Annotated in this window: 13 protein-coding genes; 7 read left to right on the top strand and 6 right to left on the bottom strand. The window is 66.3% G+C overall.

The genetic code is table 11. The annotated features are described in order from the left end of the window. Positions 1-43 precede the first annotated feature (43 nt). Positions 44-1,420, top strand: a complete 1,377-nt coding sequence (locus ACWMMN_RS31350) for a pectin acetylesterase-family hydrolase (protein ID WP_059237965.1) — start codon at positions 44-46, stop codon at positions 1,418-1,420. 66 nt (positions 1,421-1,486) lie between these two features. Here ACWMMN_RS31350 and ACWMMN_RS31345 read toward each other — a convergent pair whose 3' ends face one another. The 4 genes from ACWMMN_RS31345 to ACWMMN_RS31330 form a co-directional block, all read right to left on the bottom strand. Next, a complete protein-coding gene (locus ACWMMN_RS31345; RefSeq protein WP_059237963.1) occupies positions 1,487-2,614 on the bottom strand; it encodes a J domain-containing protein in 1,128 nt (375 codons plus the stop codon). 109 nt (positions 2,615-2,723) lie between these two features. Continuing rightward, complete coding sequence (locus ACWMMN_RS31340) at positions 2,724-3,047, bottom strand: DUF4148 domain-containing protein (protein WP_059237961.1); 324 nt, start codon at positions 3,045-3,047, stop codon at positions 2,724-2,726. A gap of 153 nt (positions 3,048-3,200) precedes the next feature. After that, a complete protein-coding gene (locus tag ACWMMN_RS31335; RefSeq protein ID WP_486423627.1) occupies positions 3,201-5,585 on the bottom strand; it encodes a DNA polymerase II in 2,385 nt (794 codons plus the stop codon). Positions 5,586-5,769: 184 nt separating this feature from the next. After that, positions 5,770-6,750, bottom strand: coding sequence for a LysR family transcriptional regulator (locus ACWMMN_RS31330; RefSeq protein ID WP_486423626.1), 981 nt, complete (start codon positions 6,748-6,750; stop codon positions 5,770-5,772). 103 nt (positions 6,751-6,853) lie between these two features. On the opposite strand from ACWMMN_RS31330, the gene ACWMMN_RS31325 reads away from it, so the two are divergent. Further along, positions 6,854-7,228, top strand: a complete 375-nt coding sequence (locus tag ACWMMN_RS31325) for a nuclear transport factor 2 family protein (protein ID WP_059237954.1) — start codon at positions 6,854-6,856, stop codon at positions 7,226-7,228. Positions 7,229-7,490: 262 nt separating this feature from the next. Here ACWMMN_RS31325 and kdgT read toward each other — a convergent pair whose 3' ends face one another. Next, positions 7,491-8,510 (bottom strand): 2-keto-3-deoxygluconate transporter, encoded by a 1,020-nt coding sequence (gene kdgT, locus ACWMMN_RS31320; RefSeq protein ID WP_486423625.1) that lies wholly within the window; start codon positions 8,508-8,510, stop codon positions 7,491-7,493. Positions 8,511-8,790: 280 nt separating this feature from the next. Between kdgT and kduI the strand changes: the two genes are divergently transcribed. The 4 genes from kduI to ACWMMN_RS31300 all read left to right on the top strand — a co-directional run bounded on the left by kduI (position 8,791) and on the right by ACWMMN_RS31300 (position 11,859). Beyond that, positions 8,791-9,627 (top strand): 5-dehydro-4-deoxy-D-glucuronate isomerase, encoded by an 837-nt coding sequence (gene kduI, locus ACWMMN_RS31315; RefSeq protein ID WP_486423624.1) that lies wholly within the window; start codon positions 8,791-8,793, stop codon positions 9,625-9,627. Between the two features lie 4 nt (positions 9,628-9,631). Beyond that, entirely contained in the window at positions 9,632-10,438 is an 807-nt protein-coding gene (kduD, locus tag ACWMMN_RS31310) for a 2-dehydro-3-deoxy-D-gluconate 5-dehydrogenase KduD (protein WP_486423623.1), read from the top strand. Between the two features lie 58 nt (positions 10,439-10,496). Next, positions 10,497-11,423 carry a DNA-binding transcriptional regulator KdgR gene (gene kdgR, locus ACWMMN_RS31305; RefSeq protein WP_342705589.1) on the top strand — a complete coding sequence of 309 codons (927 nt, stop codon included), beginning with the start codon at positions 10,497-10,499 and terminating at the stop codon, positions 11,421-11,423. A gap of 64 nt (positions 11,424-11,487) precedes the next feature. After that, complete coding sequence (locus tag ACWMMN_RS31300; RefSeq protein WP_059240852.1) at positions 11,488-11,859, top strand: SH3 domain-containing protein; 372 nt, start codon at positions 11,488-11,490, stop codon at positions 11,857-11,859. Positions 11,860-11,877: 18 nt separating this feature from the next. Here ACWMMN_RS31300 and ACWMMN_RS31295 read toward each other — a convergent pair whose 3' ends face one another. Next, positions 11,878-13,482, bottom strand: a complete 1,605-nt coding sequence (locus ACWMMN_RS31295; protein WP_486423622.1) for an EAL domain-containing protein — start codon at positions 13,480-13,482, stop codon at positions 11,878-11,880. Between ACWMMN_RS31295 and ACWMMN_RS31290 the strand changes: the two genes are divergently transcribed. Then, positions 13,439-13,774: a hypothetical protein gene (locus ACWMMN_RS31290; protein ID WP_174992543.1), complete on the top strand. Its 336-nt coding sequence runs from the start codon at positions 13,439-13,441 to the stop codon at positions 13,772-13,774. The two genes, ACWMMN_RS31295 and ACWMMN_RS31290, sit on opposite strands and share 44 nt — an antisense overlap. Positions 13,775-13,877 lie beyond the last annotated feature (103 nt).

The raw sequence follows: 13,877 nt of genomic DNA, 5'->3' as shown, positions 1-13,877 counted from the left end.
CGATGCCCGGCGGCCGCGTCATGTCCATTGACCAGGAGGGGAGATGTCCACAGCACGATGCCTGCTGCGCGTCGCCGTCGCGACGTTGCTCGGTTGCGCGGCACTGAACGGCCACGCGGCCGATACGACGATGCCGGATCCGTCGATTCCCTATTATTCGTGGTACGAAGTGACGTTGCCGGAGAGCAGCGGCGCGTCGTGCGGCAACGGCACACCGATGCGCTTCTACGTCAATCGCGCGCAGTCGGACAACCTGCTGTACATGATGGAGCCGGGCGGCGCGTGCTGGAACTACGGCACCTGCACGCAGACGTCGACCGGCGCCGAGGCCGGCCTCGGCGGCTTCAATCCGGACGGCATCCCGCACAACTACATGAACGGCACCGCGAACGAGGCGCTGCTGTCTTCGTTCCTGTCGCCGCTGCTCACGCGGATGGATCTCGCGCACATTCTCGTCGGCGAACCGAAGGTCGAGACGCAGCAATGGACACAGGTTTTCGTGCCCTATTGCACCGGAGATATCCACATGGGCAGCGCGGTGCGCAACTACACGTCGCCGACCGGCGACTGGCGTCTCCAGCACTACAGCGGGCTGAAGAACATCCAGGCCGTCGCGCAGTGGCTGACGTCGCACGGCTTCGGCAAGCCGAACCGGCTGCTCGTGTACGGGATGAGCGCGGGCGGCTACGGCACGCTCGCGAACTACGCGACGCTGCGCAACACGCTGCAGCCGCAGGCGCATAGCTCGCTGCTCGACGATGCCGGCACCGTGTTCAACACGCCGTTCGATGCCGATGCGGCCGCGCATCCGTCGGTCGGGTTGTACGACAGGGTGCGCACCGAGTGGGGGATGACGGGCCCCGACGGGATGATCACCGTGAACAGCCGGCTGACCAGCCGGTTCGATCCGGGCAACATGGGGAGCGCGTACGCGGCGCTGTCGGCGACCTTTCCGCATGACCGCTTCGGCTTTTCCAGCTACCAGCGCGACAAGATCATCGCCGCGTATCACTACCGCGCGTTCGTGCCGGCCGTGATGGCGGCGCCCGACGATGCGACGAAGGATGCGTTGTCGCTCGCGATGTTCGCGACGGAGCTGGACGGGCTGAAGCAGACGCTGAACCCGCTGCCGAACTTCGGCTACTTCATGCCGTGGGCACGTAACGACTTCATCGACAACCACCAGGTGACGGCGGTCAGCTTCACCGGGTCGGGGATTCACGAGAACGGCACCGACGCCGACATCGGCACGTTCGTCGACAACCTGCTGAACCAGCAGGACCCGGCCGATACGCCGGTGATGAAGGCGTTCCGCACGCAGCAGTGGTCGGACTTCACGTTCTCGACGTTTCTTGCGTGGATCGACAGCGTGTTCAACCTGACCGGCGAAGCCGGGCCGATCTCGGGGCATCGTGCATAAGGTGTTGCGCCTGGGCGAGCGGGCGGCGGCGCGGTACGCCGCCGTTCCTGCCGGGGCGATGCGCGCCTAGAAAGAACCGTCGTCGAAGCGGGACGAAGCCGGACGGCGCTTCATGTCCTTCAGCCAGTCCCGGACCTTTTCCGGATCGTCGAATTCGCGCAGTGCCACGGTCAGGTCGTGGTTGCTGCGCTGCATGCCGGCGATGTCGCGCGTGAGCATGCGCATCACGGTATCGGGCGCCACCTTGACCGTCGACGCGATCCCGTAAGTCCGCCGGAAGCCGGTCTCGACGTGCTGGATCTCCTGATCCAGCTCGCGGAGCTGCTCCTCCAGGATGCCGTTGTAGCGCGTCAGCCGTGCTTCGCTCAGGCCGTCGATCGCGCGCCGGTCGATCTGTTCGATCTCCAGCTGCAATTCCAGCAACTGCAGCAGATTGCCTTTCGCATACGCGTGATTGACCCGCTGCATCAGCACGGTCTTGCGCTCCTGCTCCTGCGGATCGGTTTCGCGATCGGGGTGCAGCGCGCTCGCGAGCTTGCGATAGACCTCGCGGATCGACTTGCTCGATTCGGCCTGCTCGGCTTCGCGCTGGGCGGCTGCGGCCGATTGCCGGGGCGCTTTCTTGCGTTTGGCGCGCTGCGCTTCGCGGGCTTCATGAGCGGCCATGTCGCGCTCGAACTGTTCGTCGAGTTCCGCTTGCATGCGCTCGGCGAGTTCGTCGGGCGACAGCGCGTCGAGATCGTCTGCCGGTTCAGCGGCGGGCGTCGGTTCCGGCTTCTGTTTCGTCGGTGCGCGATCGGCCGCTGCGGGGTCGTCGTCGCCGGAGGCGGCGTGCCGGTTGTAGATGATTTTCAACGCCGCGTCGGCGCTGACGTCGAGCAAGTCGCGAGCCATGCTGGCGATCAGCCCGGACAGCGTGCGCTGCTCGGCCTTGCTCAAGCCCTTCTGCAGGAACGCGTCGTCGAGCAGATTGAGCAAGCGAATCCGCAACGCCGTCGACGCCTGTTCGAGCGGCAGCAGCCCGTCGACGAATTTTGCCTGGAAGGCCGGCATCACGGCGTCCCACGCGCCGAGCCGCTCGCGTCGCTTTTCGATCTGCTTGACGAGCGTATTGAACGTGTTCTGGGCTTTCGACAGGCTGGCTGTCTCGTGGCCGGGTGCGATGACGACCGCGGCACCGCGATGTGCGGTCATGATGAATGTCCTCCGGCCGCGGCGGGAGGCGCAGCAGGCCGGTATTTTAGCCGGATGGGCTGCGGGGCGGCACGGAAGGGCGCTATCCTCCGCAGCGACCGGCGGCGCGTTACGGCTTCACCGTCGCAACGGCCGGCAAGCCGGACTCCGCGCCCGGCGCGCCGTTCGACCCGTAGGCCGCTTCGGCGGTCTTGCGTTCGGCGAGGCGCTTGGCCGCCAGCCGCTCCTGCGCGGCAACGATGTCACCGGGATAGTTGTCGCCGTCGGCGGCGATCGGCACGTAGCCGACCGATTCGAGATCGAGCAGTTCCTGGCGCACCTGGGCGCGCGTGAGCGTCGAGTGCGACGCCTGTGCGTACGACGCGGACGGTGCGGCGAGGAGAACGGTGGCGGTAGCGGCGACGGTGGCGATGGTGACGATGACGGATTTCACGGTTTCCTCAGACGGTTTCGTTACGGTCCGGCGCGCGTTTGGCTGGCTGAACCGACGACACAAGTTTAGGAACCCGGACCGCCCGGATAAATGCGGAATCCGTGCCAGCTGTGTTACAGAACGAGCAAGAGTGGGCCGGGCGGCGCCGTTGCGTCAGTCGCCGAACAACTGGCCCTGCCCGGAGATCACGCGTTCGAAATCGTCCCGCAGGAACGGCAGGATCGCATCGGCGACCGGCTGCAGCTGGCGGCTCAGATAGAACGCATAGTCGATCGGCGAGCGCATCGTTTCGAGCGGCTCGGGGCCGGCCGTCGTCATCACGTAGCTGATCCAGCCGCCGCGCTGATACTGCAGCGGCCGCCCCTGCGCGAGGTTGAACTCGTCGGCGATCCGCGCCGCACGCACGTGCGGCGGCACGTTGCGTTCGTATTCGCGCAGCGGCCGGCGCACGCGCTTGCGGTAGACGAGCTGGTCGTCGAATTCGCCGGACAGCGTGCGCTGCACGTAGTCGCGGATGAAGTCCTGGTACGGCTCGCGCCGGAACACGCGCCGGTACAGCTCGCGCTGGAACTGCTGCGCGAGCGGCGTCCAGTCGGTGCGCACCGTTTCGAGCCCCTTGAAGACGAGATCCTCGCCGCCGCCGGCCGCGGCCGCGAGGCCCGCGTAGCGCTTCTTGCTGCCCTCTTCCGCGCCGCGCACGGTCGGCATCAGGAAGCGGCGGTAATGCCGCTCGTATTGCAGTTCCAGCGCGCTCTCGAGCCCGAAGTGGTCGCGCAGGTGCGCGTGCCACCAGCGGTTCACGTGCTCGACGAGCGCGCGGCCCTTCGCGCCGGCTTCGTCGTCGTCATGCGTGCGGCCGAGCCACACGAACGTCGAATCGGTATCGCCGTAAATCACTTCGTAACCCTGAGCTTCGATCAGCTCGCGCGTGCGGTGCATGATCTCGTGGCCGCGCATCGTGATCGACGACGCGAGGCGCGGGTCGAAGAAGCGGCAGCCCGTCGAGCCGAGCACGCCGTAGAACGAATTCATGATGATCTTCAGCGCCTGCGACAGCGGCGCATTGCGCTGCCGCTTCGCGTCGTCGCGGCCTTCCCACACGCGGCGCACGATATCGGGCAAGCAGTGCGCGGTTCGCGAGAAGCGCGCGCCGAGAAAACCGGGCACCGATGCATCGTCGCCGGGGTTCGCGAGCCCTTCGATCAGGCCGACCGGATCGATCAGGAACGTGCGGATGATCGACGGGTAGAGGCTCTTGTAGTCGAACACGAGCACCGAGTCGTACAGGCCGGGGCGGGAATCCATCACGAAGCCGCCGGGGCTGTTCTGTCCCGTCACGTCGCCGAGGTTCGGCGCGACATAGCCGAGCCGGTGCATGCGCGGCAGGTACAGGTGCGTGAACGCCGCAACCGAGCCGCCGGTGCGATCGGCCGCGAGGCCCGTGACGCTCGCGCGTTCGAGCGCGAAGGACAGCAGGTCGGCCTTGCCGAAGATGCGCGTGACGAGCTCGCAGTCCTTCAGGTTGTAGCGCGCGAGCGCGGGCTTGTCGTGATCGAAGCGGCGCTGGATCTCGTCCATCCGCTGGTACGGGTTGTCGATCGACTTGCCTTCGCCGAGCAGCGACTGCGACACGTATTCGAGGCTGAACGACGGGAAGGTCCACGTCGCGGATTTCAGCATGTCGATGCCGTCGAGGATCAGCCGGCCGGCCGCGCCCGCGAAGAAGTGGTCGGGCTGCTGCCCGTGCGCGCGCCAGTCGAGCACGCTGCCGCCCCGGCCGAGCTTGAGCGGGATGCCGTATTGCTCGGAATGGGCATGCAGGATGCGCAGGTCGAACTGCACGAGGTTCCAGCCGATCACCGCGTCGGGATCGTGTGCGTCGAACCAGTCGTTGAGCCGCGTGAGCATCGCGGGCCGGCTGTCGCAGTAGTCGAGGTTGAAGTCCAGCGTGGCTGCAGCGCCGCTTGCGTCGCCGTTCGGCGGGCCGAGCATGTAGACCTGCCGTTGCCCGCAGCCTTCGAGCGCGATCGAATACAGCTCGCCGTGGACGCTGGTTTCGATGTCGAGCGACACGCAGCGCAGCGTCGGGCGGTAGTCGTTGGCGGGTTTCAGCTCGCCGCCGCTCAGCGTGCCGCCGCGGCCGGGCTGGCCGCGAAACTGCACGGAGGCCGTGATGAAGCGCTCCATCGCGTAGCGGTCGGGCGGCTGCACGTCGGCTTCGTAGACGTCGACACCGGCCGCGGCGAGCCGCTTCTGGAGCCCGGACAGGTGGCGATAGCGCTTGCAATAGAGGCCGACGACGGGGCGCTGCCGGAAGTCGCGCAGCGCGAGCGGGCGCAACTCGGCGTCGTGCTCGCCGGCCAGCGTGCGTTCGGCGAGCGCCTGCTGTTCGGCGGGGATGAACGCGACGGCTTCCTGCGGGCGCAAGCGCACGCGGCGCGGACCGTGTTCGGTTGCCAGCCAGAACTCGATCTCGATGCCGGATGCGGTGTCCCGCCAGTGGCGGGTAAGGATGAAGCCCTGCTCGAACGCCGTCAAAACGCTTGCTCGTCGTGGATGCTCAGGCGGCGGATTTTAGCGCTTGAATGGCGGTCGTGCCGACGGGGTGCGCGTGGCAACAGGTGGCAGGAAGCCGTCGGGCGATGCGCGATCCTGTGCGTGCCGACTGGTGTCGCGGTTGCTCAAAGCGGTCGGCGGCAGGCGTGCGACGGCAAGAAGAAGGCTACTCGCGACGCAGCGTTTCGAGCTCGGCGGATGGCGGCCGCTGGCTGGCGCCATAGCCCTTCGACTGCAGCCTGGGCATCATGCCGACGACGAAGTCGATGAACGCTCTTACCTTGGCCGGAACGTGGTTTCGACTGGGATAGTAGACATAGAGCGGGAACGTCTCGTCGCGCCAGTCCGTCAGAATCGGCTCCAGCGTGCCCGCACGCAGGTGCGTGTCGATGCCGAGGTCGATCACCTGAGTGATCCCGAAGCCTGCAAGGCAGGCGCCGATTTTGGTTCCCGCATCCGTGACGGTCAGGTTGCCTTTTACGGCCACTTTCACTTTTTCGTCGTCCCGCCAGAACTCCCAGTCGAAAGGCCTGCCGGTAGCCGGATCGATGGCCAGGATGCATTCATGGTCATCATCGACCAGATCCTGCGGCGACCCCGGCCGGCCGCGCTGGTCCAGATAGGACGGCGCGGCCACGGTCAGCACCCGCGGACTGTAGAGCCTGCGACAGACCAAGGTTGAAATGGATGGCGGTCCAAACCGGATGGCGAGATCGAATCCGTCGCTGACCAGGTCCGAGAGGTCGTTCCGGGTCTCCAGCTTCAGGTGAAGCGCGGGGTGATCCTTCATGAACTGGGCCAGCTCCGGCGCCAGCACGAGGCGGGCGAACACGGCATCGCACGCCACACGGAGCGTTCCGTTGACGACCGAGGTCTGGCCGGAGGCATCGACGGTCGCCGCTTCGATGCCCTGGAGTAGCGGCAGCACCTTCGATAACAGCTCATGGCCCGCGTCCGTCACTTCGACGTGGCGGCTGGTGCGATGCACGAGCTTCGCGCGCAGGCGGTCCTCCAGTCGCTGGATGGCGCGACTGACTGCAGGCTGAGTCTTGCCCAGGCGAGCGGCGGCACGACCGAAGCTGCCCGATTCGGCCAGCGCTGCCAGGACAAGCAAGCCGCTGACCAGTCCTCCATCGAGGTCTTCCATGATCCATGTGTTCCTGTAATGGCAGCGATAACCGGGTCGCCGTAGCCGATGGCGGGGACGATCGCTCACTATACGAGCCGTTCACTACCGAGGAAAGCCAGCCATGACCCAGACCCAGGCCGTCGTCGCGTTGATCGACGACTACTTCAATTTGGCTTATGAGCCGAAGAGCCGCGACTTCAACACGGTCTTTCACCCGAGCTGCCTGATTCAGTGGCTGGATGAAGGCCGGTTGCGCACCCTGTCGTCGCAGGAGTATGCGGCGCTCATCAACGGAAGGCCGAGCCCTCGATCGACCGGCGCGCCAAGGGACGAGGCGATCCTCTCGATGGAGAATGTCTCGGACGGCCTTTCAACGGCGACGGTGCGGGTGCGGATCGGCAACAGGCTGTTCAACGATCACTTCGTCATGCACAAGGTGGAGGGCCGCTGGCTGATAGCGACCAAGGCGTCGGCCGTTGTGCGTACTTTCGACTGAAGTGCGGCGCGGCAGATGCGCATCAAGGTCCGGATTCGTGAGAGTGCGACCGGAGAGGAGCAAACACTGGCGAGCGTTGTTCTCGGCGGAGCCTTTGTGGCCTACTGGGTGTGGTTCCGCGTGTTCTACGCTCCCGTGGGCCGCGACACCGTCGAAACGTCTCGGGGAATGTCGTCGTCGTAGAAGCCAAAGGCGGATGGAGGCGATTCGCCGGCGTACGGCACGCCGGCGGATCCCCGGAAGACTGCAGATCCCGGCCCCCTCAAACATGCCCCTCATGCTCGATCGCCCCACCACGCGTGGCCCTTTCCGCGACCCTCACCGGCACTCCTGACAATCTAGCCGCCCGCTTCGCCCACATCGCCGTCAAAATCGGCACGAGAATCGCCGTCACGAGGCAAGCCGTCGCGACGATCGCCGTCGCGGCCGGCACCATCGGCTTGAACTTCGGAATCATCTCGCCGATGATCGCCGGGTTCGCGACCGCGGCGCCGGCCGTCGACGACGCGGCAAGCCCGGCAGTGCCGTTGCCGCCGCCAAGCCACTTGTCCGCCAGAATCAGCGGCACACCCGTCACGACGATTACCGCGAGCCCGAGCGCAATGCCCGGCAGCCCGCTCTTCGCGATCACGTTCAGATCGATGCCGTTGCCGAGCGCGAAGCCGAAGAACGGGATCAGCGGATGCACGCAGCGTCCGAACAGCTCGCGCAAATCTTCATCGAGGTTGCCGAGCGTGAAGCCGATCAGGAACGGCAGCACCGCGCCGACGAAGAGCCGCGTCTCGAACACGGCGACACCGGCCGCGCCGAGGATCAGCATGCTGACGAGCGGCCCCGATTCGACCGACATCAGCACGAACGCGCCGGCTTCTTCCTTGCTGCCGTACTGCTGCATGACGGCCGCATAGAGGCCGCCGTTGGTCATGTCCATCGACGTCGTGATCGCGAGCAGCGACAGGCCCGCGAAGAGGCCCGTGCGGATGCCGTCGTCGGGGATGAACTGCGCGGCGATCACGGTCGCGAGCCACGCGACCACGATCTTCGTCGCGAGCAGCGTGCCCGATTTGCGCAGCACGACACCGGTCGCGCGCAGGTTGATCGTCGCGCCCATGCAGAAGAACCAGACGGCGAGGATCGGCACCGTGCCCGCGATCAGGCCGTTGGTGAACGAGCCGAAATACTTCCCGGCGTTCGGCGCGAACGTATGCACGCACGCGCCGAGCAGCATCGGGACCAGCATGAGCCCGCCCGGAATGCGGTCGATAGCCTGTTTCAGCTTCACGTCTCCTCCGTGGACGTCGATGCGTCCCGTTGTCGAATGATGTCTGCTGACTGACTATAGAACATGATTCGGAACGACGGTCCGTTTTTGTTATTTGGATGGATAGTCGTATACCCGCATCGGCATAAATCTATGATAATTATCGGAAATATGCGCCGATAGCACGGTACTCAAATTTCGGATCGGCGTTCCGTATTTGTGGAATCTGTGCTTCAATTCATCGTATGACCGCCGTCGAAACGGGGGCCGGCGGCCTATTCATTCCTCACGGAGAACCGGCATGGAAGTGCGGCAGGGCATACACAGCGAACACGCGAAGACGCTCGATACGGCCGGCCTGCGCCGGCATTTCCTGGTGGAGAACGTGTTCGCGCCGGACGCGCTGTCGCTCACCTACAGCCATATCGACCGGATCGTCGTCGGCGGCGCGTGGCCGGCCACGCGGCCGGTCGAGGTGCCTGCGTCGCTCGGCGCGGCGATGGGCGTGAGCCATCTGCTGGAGCGGCGCGAACTGGGCGCGATCAATATCGGCGGGCCCGGCTGGGTCGAGGTCTGCGGGCAGCGTCACGCGGTCGGCACCGAGGAGGCGATCTACATCGGGCAAGGCGGGCAGGGTGTCGTGTTCGGCAGCGACGATCGCGTGCATCCCGCGAAGTTCTACCTGAACTGCGCGCCCGCGCACACGGCCTATCCGACGCGCACCATCACGCTCGCGCAGGCGTCGCCCGAAACGCTCGGCGATGCGGCCACGAGCAATCGCCGCACGATCTACAAGTTCATCGTGCCCGACGTGCTGCCCACCTGCCAGTTGTCGATGGGGATGACGAAACTCGAGCCCGGCAGCCTGTGGAACACGATGCCGTGCCATACGCACGAGCGCCGGATGGAGGTGTATTTCTACTTCAACCTCGCCGACGACGCGGCCGTGTTCCACATGCTCGGCGAGCCGCAGGAAACGCGCCACGTCGTCGTGCACAACGAGCAGGCGGTGATCTCGCCGAGCTGGTCGATCCATTCGGGCGTCGGCACGCAGGCGTACACGTTCATCTGGGGGATGGCCGGCGAGAACCAGGTGTTCAAGGACATGGATCACCTCGCGGTTGCCGACCTGCGCTGACACCATGAAACGCGATACGCCCGATCTTCCTTCCCCCGACGCGCGCAGCGCGCTCGCCGGCCTGTTCGACCTGACCGGCAAGGTCGCGATCGTCACCGGCTGCAACACGGGGCTCGGCGCGGCGATGGCCGTCGCGCTCGCGTCGGCCGGGTGCGACATCGTCGGCGCGAACCGTTCGGCGCCTGCCGAGACATCGGCGCGTGTCGCAGCGGCTGGTCGGCGTTTCGTCGACGTGCGCGCCGATTTGTCGACGCTCGAACCGGTCGAGCGGATCGTCGGCGGTGCGGTCGATGCGTTCGGTCATGTCGACATCCTCGTCAACAACGCGGGCATGATCCGCCGTTGCGATGCACTCGAATTCACCGAAGCCGACTGGGACGCCGTGATCGACGTGAACCTGAAAAGCGTGTTCTTCCTGTCGCAGGCCGTCGCGCGGCAGATGGTGCGGCAGGGGCGCGGCGGCAAGATCGTGAACGTCGCGTCGATGCTGTCGTTCCAGGGCGGCATCCGCGTGCCGTCGTACACGGCGTCGAAGAGCGGCGTGCTGGGCCTCACGCGCCTGCTCGCGAACGAATGGGCCGCGCGCGGGATCAACGTGAACGCGATCGCGCCCGGCTACATGGAAACCGACAATACCGCACAGCTGCGCGAGGACAGCCGGCGCAGCGACGAAATCCTCGGCCGCATTCCGGCCGGCCGCTGGGGCGTGCCCGACGATCTCGCGGGCGCGGCCGTGTTTCTTGCGTCGCGTGCGTCGGACTACGTGCACGGTCACACGCTCGCCGTCGACGGCGGGTGGCTCGCGCGCTGAGCGCGCCGCACGGCGGACGCGTTATGCTCTCCCGATTCGCACTTACGGATTCACGGACATGACAGCAACGCCCAGGCAGCGCAAGCGCGATCAGGCGAACCCGGAGGCAGGGGCCGGCCGTCCGGGGGCCGGCCATCCGGGGGCCGGCCAGCCGGAGGCCGACGCGTCGTCGGCAGGCGGCGCGGAGAAGGCCGATTCGGTCGCGGCCGTCGGCAAGGTCTTCACGATCCTCGCGGCGCTCGGCGATCGCCGCGAAATCGGCATCAGCGAACTGTCGCATCAGCTCGGCATGTCGAAGACGACCGTGCATCGCTTCCTGCAGACGCTCAAGGCGCTCGGCTATGTCGCGCAGGAAGGCGAGACCGACCGCTACCGGTTGACGATCCGTCTGTTCGAACTCGGCAGCAAGGCGCTGGAGAGCGTGGACCTCGTGCGCGAGGCCGATCTCGAGATGCGCCGCATCGGGCAACTGACGCGCGAAGCCGTGCATCTCGGCGCGTTCGACGAGGACGCGATCATCTACATCCACAAGATCGACGCCGACTACGGGCTGCGCATGCAGTCGCGGATCGGCCGGCGCAATCCGCTCTACAGCACGGCGATCGGCAAGGTGCTGCTCGCGTGGATGTCGCCCGGCGAGGCGCGTGCGGTGCTGGCGGGCGTCGAGTTCCGGAAGTCGACCGCGAAGACGCTGGCGTCGGCGGATGCGGTGATGAGCATCCTGCCGCGCGTGCAGCAGCAGGGCTACGGCGAGGACAACGAAGAGCAGGAAGACGGCCTGCTGTGTCTCGCGGTGCCCGTGTTCGACCGTTTCGATCGCGTGATCGCGGGGCTGTCGCTGTCGTTTCCGACGATGCGTTGCGGTGCGGACACGAAGGCGCATTACGTCGCACTGCTGACGGAAGCCGGGCAGGCGATTTCCGCGCGGCTCGGCCATCGTCCGGCTGTGGCCGGCGTCGAGCCCGCAACGGTCGCGCACGATTGAGCGCGTGCCGGTCGCGAGCCGGCAGAATGAAAAACCACGACGACGTAAAGAACGGATCATGCAGATGAAAATGACGATGCGCATGGGCATCGCGATGCTGGTGCTCGGCGCGAGCCTGGCGGCGAACGGCGCGCAGGCAAAAAGCGCGGTGGATTGCGGGCAGCTCAACGCGGCCGCGAGCGGCCCGGACGACAACTTCCGGCCGCCGGCGTCCGGCAGGGTCGTCGGCGCGGGGCGCGCGTACTTCTACTCGGCGCCTGACGCACAGTGCATGACGAAGCGGACCTTCATCGTCCCCGGCGATTCGGTGACCGTCTACAAGCCGCACGGGCGCTGGTACAACATCATGTACGTGAACGGCAAGACCGGCGACGACTTCGAGGGCTGGGTCGAGCAGGGCCGCGTGCACCTCGACGGGCAGTACGGCGCGCAGTAGCCGCCGGCGGCAACGCCCCTATGCCGACGCCCACGCGAAGTCGCGCTGCAGGTGCGCCGCGCGCAGCGGCCGCTGATACAGGTAGCCCTGCGCATACTGGATCCCGACCGCATGCAGCGCGCGGTGCTGCGCTTCTGTCTCCACGCCTTCCGCGATGATCTTCAGGTCGTAATGATGCGCGACGGCCGCGATCCCCTCGATCAGCCCCGCGCCGCCGTCGTTCAGTTGCGCGACGAACTGGCGATCGATCTTCACGTAGTCGAACGGAAAGCGCGACAGCATGTCGAGATTGCTGTGATGGGTGCCGAAATCGTCGATCGCGAACTTCGCGCCCTTCGACCGCAGCGCCTGGAAGATCTCGGTGGTTCGCGCGTTCTTCTCGAGCAGGATGCGCTCGGTGATTTCGAGCACCAGCGTAAAGCCGGGCGGCAGCGCGTGGATCGCTTCCTCGACGATGGAGACGAACTTCGCGCGCTCGAGATCCTTTGGCGCAACGTTCACGGCGATGCGCAGCGGCACGGACGGCGTCAGCGCGGTCAGTTCGGACACGGCCGTGCTCAGTACGAAATCGGTGATCTTCGGCAGCACCGCGCTCGATTCCACCTGCGGGATGAACACGGCCGGGCTGATGGCCCCCCACTTCGGATGGTGCCAGCGCAGCAGCGCCTCGACGCCGACCGTCCTGCGCGTCTGCACGTCGACGATCGGCTGGTACACGACATGGAATTCGTTGCGCCTGAGCGCCTGGCGCACGGCTTTCAACAACAGCCGCCGCGGCGCCATCGCCAGCAGGTAGGCGGCCATCACGAGGCCGTCCGCCAGCAGCACGATCGTCGCGCAGATCAGCCGGTAGTGGCGCCGGACCTGTGAGGCGTAGCGCGCCGATGCCGTGACCGACACCGTGAATGGCCAGCGGTGCGACGCGATCGTGCTGCCGCCTGCGGGGGCCGCGTCCGCTTCCGGCGCGAACTTGCCGTGCTGATCGAGACGGCCCGAGCCCGCGATCGACAGCGTGGCGGCTTTCGCGCCGTTGCCCGCGCCGTGCGCGAGCGCGTCGGCCACGTAGTCGCCCTCGATCAGGTACAGGATGCCTGCGCCGCTCGCGGTGGCCCGGAACATGGACACCACCGGAATGCCGCGCTGAAACGGCGTCTGGCGCAGCAGCGTGACGGCCATCGATCCCGGTGCGGGCTCGCGTGTATACGCGTCGAGCGGGAGGTCGATCGCACCGAGCGCCGACGAGCAGGTGACGCGGCCGTTGTGTACCAGCGCGACCGCGCGCAGGTAGCGCAGGCGAGTACCCACTTCGGCCAGCGTCCGGAACACCGTCGAGCAGGGCCGTCCGACGAGTGCGGTCAGTTCGTCCGCATGTCGCAGGCGAGCACTGTCCAGGATGCGGTCCACCGACGCCGCGATGTCGTTCGCAACGACGCGCTCATGTGTGGTGACGGCCTCGCGTGCGTAGCGATCGGCCAGTGCGATGGCGAATGCGGGCACGAGCACGCAAACGATGACGGCGACGAAAAAGACAACACGCGGCCACGCGCCGCTGCGGTAGAAAACTGGCTTCGAGCCTGGCGTGAGCGCCGACATTCCCGCGGTTGCCTTTGGTGTTGTACGCATGGCGTGGCAAGTCGAACCGGTCGACGCGCAAACGGCGCGCATGCCGCATGCCTGGTTCGGGCCGTGCGGCTCGCGCGCCGGATTCGGGACGCCGGTCGATCCGGCCGGCGCGGCGGGCATGGCGGCAGCCTGCTCGCGATCGGTCCTTCATCTGGCAGCATTCCTCAATAACATGCGTTCATCAAGCATGTATATCGGCGCAGCGTACCGAAAAAAGCCCCGGCCGCACGAGGGTGCAGCCGGGACAAAAAACACCGTCTCTTGGCACGAGGATGGTGCGCGGCAAGTATAAGATGAGCCGAGGTATTACGAAATATTGTTGTCTAAAAATTGGTGCAGTTTTGTGATTGTGTCTCAAAAAGAAACATTTCCACGAGCGACGCCGTGTTCGATGG

The sequence above is a fragment of the Burkholderia cepacia complex sp. TUM26381 genome (genome assembly GCF_057439935.1).
The sequence above is the reverse complement of the archived record's forward strand: the minus strand, read 5'-3'. Positions and strand labels throughout refer to the sequence as shown.

What these genes read in the sequence shown, in the direction of transcription:
- ACWMMN_RS31325 (WP_059237954.1), top strand. Translation starts at nt 6,854, where the DNA reads ATGACCCAGACCCAGGCCGTCGTCGCGTTGATCGACGACTACTTCAAT.
- ACWMMN_RS31300 (WP_059240852.1), top strand. Translation starts at nt 11,488, where the DNA reads ATGAAAATGACGATGCGCATGGGCATCGCGATGCTGGTGCTCGGCGCG.
- ACWMMN_RS31345 (WP_059237963.1), bottom strand. Translation starts at nt 2,614, where the DNA reads ATGACCGCACATCGCGGTGCCGCGGTCGTCATCGCACCCGGCCACGAG.
- kdgR (WP_342705589.1), top strand. Translation starts at nt 10,497, where the DNA reads ATGACAGCAACGCCCAGGCAGCGCAAGCGCGATCAGGCGAACCCGGAG.
- kduI (WP_486423624.1), top strand. Translation starts at nt 8,791, where the DNA reads ATGGAAGTGCGGCAGGGCATACACAGCGAACACGCGAAGACGCTCGAT.
- ACWMMN_RS31330 (WP_486423626.1), bottom strand. Translation starts at nt 6,750, where the DNA reads ATGGAAGACCTCGATGGAGGACTGGTCAGCGGCTTGCTTGTCCTGGCA.
- ACWMMN_RS31295 (WP_486423622.1), bottom strand. Translation starts at nt 13,482, where the DNA reads ATGCGTACAACACCAAAGGCAACCGCGGGAATGTCGGCGCTCACGCCA.
- ACWMMN_RS31350 (WP_059237965.1), top strand. Translation starts at nt 44, where the DNA reads ATGTCCACAGCACGATGCCTGCTGCGCGTCGCCGTCGCGACGTTGCTC.
- kduD (WP_486423623.1), top strand. Translation starts at nt 9,632, where the DNA reads ATGAAACGCGATACGCCCGATCTTCCTTCCCCCGACGCGCGCAGCGCG.